This window comes from Arthrobacter sp. CMU6, assembly GCF_059090205.1.
The window spans coordinates 1-4,042 of the sequence record NZ_JBNHFL010000066.1 but is presented as its reverse complement, the minus strand read 5'-3'; the positions used below and the strand labels follow the sequence as shown (position 1 = coordinate 4,042).

Annotated in this window: 4 protein-coding genes; 2 read left to right on the top strand and 2 right to left on the bottom strand. The window is 62.6% G+C overall.

Going from position 1 to position 4,042, the window contains the following annotated elements; translation table 11 throughout:
- A partial coding sequence (locus AC5RWD_RS23005) for a hypothetical protein (RefSeq protein ID WP_494022234.1) occupies positions 1–194 on the bottom strand: 194 nt, incomplete at its 3' end.
- 216 nt (positions 195–410) lie between these two features.
- Between AC5RWD_RS23005 and AC5RWD_RS23000 the strand changes: the two genes are divergently transcribed.
- Positions 411–734 carry a DUF6457 domain-containing protein gene (locus AC5RWD_RS23000; RefSeq protein WP_494022233.1) on the top strand — a complete coding sequence of 108 codons (324 nt, stop codon included), beginning with the start codon at positions 411–413 and terminating at the stop codon, positions 732–734.
- A 228-nt stretch (positions 735–962) separates the two neighbouring features.
- Here the strand turns inward: AC5RWD_RS23000 and AC5RWD_RS22995 are convergent, their stop codons facing one another.
- A complete protein-coding gene (locus AC5RWD_RS22995; RefSeq protein WP_494022232.1) occupies positions 963–2,861 on the bottom strand; it encodes a BCCT family transporter in 1,899 nt (632 codons plus the stop codon).
- A gap of 349 nt (positions 2,862–3,210) precedes the next feature.
- Here AC5RWD_RS22995 and AC5RWD_RS22990 point away from each other — a divergent pair.
- On the top strand, positions 3,211–4,042 hold an 832-nt coding region (locus AC5RWD_RS22990; RefSeq protein ID WP_494022231.1), incomplete at its 3' end, for an NAD(P)/FAD-dependent oxidoreductase.

Sequence of the window (4,042 nt, the reverse complement as noted above, 5' to 3'; positions counted from 1 at the left end):
GGATCCGGCACCAGAATCGTCTCCACCGACACCGGAGCATCCTTCGCCCTGACAACAACAGCCTTCACTTTATGAACCATAAAATCGCGTTCCTTTCGGGTGTTCCGCGGCTGACGCAGTCCGCCCAGCAGACGCGTGGCGCCAGTAATGTGGGGGAGGGGCGATGGCCGGAAGTCTTTGAGAGGCACCAGCATGCCTGATATGCCTTTGATATTTGTGAGCTAGCTAACTGATATATAAGTGATCGTATGTGCCGGAACTTGGTTGCGTCAACGCGGCCCAGGCGTTCGTTAAGCCAGCCGCGTGGCAACGCCGGGGCCGCACGCCCAAAGCCCCATGACTTATGCCGACAGGCCTTGTAGGGTCAGGGCACCAGCTTGAAGCGGAAGTGTTCTATACAAGGAGAGATCATGGCCGTCGAGGATGAAATGCAGGTCCTGGGTGAGTGGTGCGAGCAGTTGGCGAAGGCGCTGGAGATCCAGGATCTCGACGTCGATCAAGAGCTGCTGCTGGATGTGGCGAGGAAAGCTGCGGATTCAGTAATTCATGCTGCGGCGCCGGTGACGGCCTTCATGGTGGGCTACGTGGCCGGCCAGAAAGCCGCGCGGGCCAACGGGGGCTCGGAGGGGTCCAGGGATGCGACCGCCCGGGCCGCGGACACAGCGATCCGGCTGTGCGAGAACCGGGCAAACAGCAAGAACAGCGGAAGCGGCAGCCCGGCCGGCGCGACCTAGCGGCAGTCAGTCGGTCTCGGGGCCGGAACAGAAGAAGCAGCCGTGGTAATCGCAGTCATCAACAGGGCGTTCTTCATTCGATTCTGTTTCAACTTGTGTGATTGTGGGCGCCGATGCCATAGGGGATGCCTTTCCTGGTGTGAGCCGCGGTTGCGTTTCTATTAGTGCCAAACGTCAGAGCGGCCGGACCCCGGTGGCTTGTGCCACCCGGATCCGGCCGCGCTGTTCCTAGTGCCGCTTGTCCCCGTGCGAGTCAAGCTCGTTCTTGCCGCACCGTTCATCACATTCGTGCTTGGTCACCAGGTCGAACTGGACGCCGCCGTGCTGTTCGACCCCACTGCGGATGGAGCGTTCGACGACGGACGTGATCAGCCGGCTGCGAAGTGACAGCGGGTCCCTGCGCAGGTCCCTTGTCAGGGCAAAGCACATCAGGAACATCACGAGGACGAAGGGCAAGGCTGAGACGATGGTGATCCGTTGCAGTCCGGCGAGTGCCTCGGCAGGCTTGTCGCCGCCGGCGAGGAGCATCACCGCGGCCACGGCGCCGGTCAGGGTACCCCAGAAGACAACCACTCCGCGGCGGGGTTCTTCAGCGCCGTTGGAGCTGAGCGATCCCATGACGATGGAGGCCGCGTCGGCGCCGGTGACGAAGAAGATGGCCACCAGGACCATCGCCAGGACAGCGACCGCGCCTGCAATGGCGTTCGGCAGGGGCAGGTGGTGCAGCAGGTCGAACAGGGCGCCGTCGAAGGAAATCGAGGGAGATCCGTCGACAATCTTGGCAATGCCGTCACCGGTATCGGGGGTGGCGTCTGCCTTGGCCTGGATGTTGATGGCGGCGCCTCCGAAGATGCCGAACCAGATCACGCTGACGATGCTGGGGACCAACAGCACGCCGGTGACGAACTGGCGGATGGTGCGGCCGCGGCTGATGCGGGCGATGAACAGGCCGACAAACGGCGTCCAGGAGACCCACCAGGCCCAGTAGAAAATGGTCCAGCCGGACATCCAGGTGCGCAGGGCGTCGTCGCCGACGGCCTCGGTCCGGGATGCCATCTCGGCCAGGTCCCGTGCGTAGTCGCCGACTGCCGCCGGGATCAGGTTCAGGATGAAGAGCGTTGGGCCGGCCACGAACACGATGACGGCCAGTACTGCGGCCAGAACCATGTTGATGTTGGACAGCCACTGGATGCCGCGGCTGATGCCGGAGACCGCCGAGGCTACGAAGCACGCTGTGAGCACGGCAACGATGACCACCAGCACGGGAGTGGCAAGCTGGCCGCCGATCCAGCCGTTCGACGCCATGCCGCTGCCGATCTGGAGGGCGCCGAGTCCGAGTGACGCTGCCGTTCCGAAGAGGGTGGCGAAGATGGCAAGCATATTGATGAGCTTGCCGATGGGGCCTTCCACCCGGCGGATGCCGAACAGCGACGTGAAGACCGTGGAAATGAGCTGCTTGCGGCCGAGGCGGTAGGTGCCGTAAGCCATGGCAACGCCCACCACCGCGTACATGGCCCACGGGTGCAGGGTCCAGTGGAAGATCGAGGTGGCCATCGCCGTCTGGACAGCCGCGGGAGTCTGGCCGTCAACGGTGCCCGGCGGCGGGGAGATGTAGTGGTAGAGCGGCTCGGCCACGCCGTAGAACATCAGGCCGATGCCCATGCCGGCGGCGAACATCATTGAGACCCACGAGACCATGGAGTACTCGGGCTTTTCCGCGTCTTTACCCAGCGGAATGTTGCCGAAGCGACTTACCGCCAGCCACAGCACATAGACCACGAACAGGGAGGAGAGCGCAACGAACAGCCAGCCGGTGTTTTCCATGACCCAGTCAAGGACCACCTGGGAAGTGGCGGCGAGGTTCTCCTTGCCGGCAAAGCCCCAGATCACAAAGGCCAGCGTGAGCAGTCCGGCAACGCCGAAGACTACCTTGTCGATGCCTCCTTTGCGGAACAGTTGGCTGCTGCGCCGCGCTTCTTCGTGTTCTGATTCGGTTTCCCGCAGGGCCTGGAGGATTTCCAGGTCTTCCTGGGGAGCTTCAGGTTCTCGTTCCAACGCCGGTTCCACCCCCGAGGCCCGACCGTCTTCACTGCTTTCATCGATAGTGACGTCACTATTGATTGTCATGAGGGGTTTCCTTAATTGAATATGCGGGACGGCTGTGCCGTGCCGCCGGGGTTTGGGGGCCCGGCGGCAGGTTCGGCTCGTCCACGGAGTCGACAGTCGGGATGGTCGCCATCGACGATCCTGACTTCGTGAATGCGGACCGGCGGTTTTGCCGGGAGCCTTTGTTTTGCTCACAAGTTCCGCAGTAATCAACACACTTCGCCTTCAGCAACAGAGTGCGCCAGCTCACAGGCGTTGTCAAGAGTTTTTTGTTATTACCGTCACTTCTTGACAGTGAGCATGAGATGTACCACTCTGTTGCTTATCGTGATTACTGTTGCGCATAAAGCAATTAAGGAAGAAGTTGATCATGCAGACGCTTGCGATCGTGGGAGCCTCGCTGGCTGGCCTTTCGGCCGCCCGGGCCGCCCGTGCTCAAGGCTTCTCAGGACGGCTGGTCATCATCGGCGATGAGCATCACCGTCCCTATGACAGGCCGCCCCTGTCCAAGGATTTCCTGCTCGGCACCATTACGGCGGAAGATCTCCTCCTCGAGACTGATGACGACGGGTTGAACGCTGAGTGGCTGCTGGGAGGCGGCGCGATCGGCCTGGACACGGCTACGCGCACCATCCACCTTCATGACGGCCAGGCCGTCACGGCAGACGGCATCGTCATTGCCACCGGTGCGCGGGCACGTCAGATACCGGCCCTCGCAGGCCTCGACAACGTGTTCTACCTGCGGACCATCGCTGATGCCCAGGGTTTGACGCCCAGACTGGTGGCCGGCGCCCGGATGATTGTGATCGGTGCCGGCTTTGTTGGCGCCGAGGTTGCCTCCGCCGCCGCTTCACGCGGGATGGAGGTGACCATGATCAACAACGCACCGGTCCCGTTCACCGCCCAGCTCGGACAGGACATGGGATCGGTGGTGGCCAACCTCCATACGGCCAACGGTGTGAACCTTGTCTGTGGCACCGGCATCCAGGAGTTCCGCAGCACCGGAAACAGCGTGACCGGACTTCGCTTGGCGGATGGCCGCGAGTTGGACGCTGACGTTGTGGTGGTAGGGATCGGTGCGGAGCCGAACGTTGAGTGGCTCGCCGGTTCGGGTGTGGAGCTCGACGGCGGTGTGTTGTGTGATGCGATGGGGCGCACCAGTGTTCCGGGGATTGTGGCGGTGGGGGATTGTGCTGCCTGGT

What these genes read in the sequence shown, in the direction of transcription:
- AC5RWD_RS22995 (WP_494022232.1), bottom strand. Translation starts at nt 2,861, where the DNA reads ATGACAATCAATAGTGACGTCACTATCGATGAAAGCAGTGAAGACGGT.
- AC5RWD_RS23000 (WP_494022233.1), top strand. Translation starts at nt 411, where the DNA reads ATGGCCGTCGAGGATGAAATGCAGGTCCTGGGTGAGTGGTGCGAGCAG.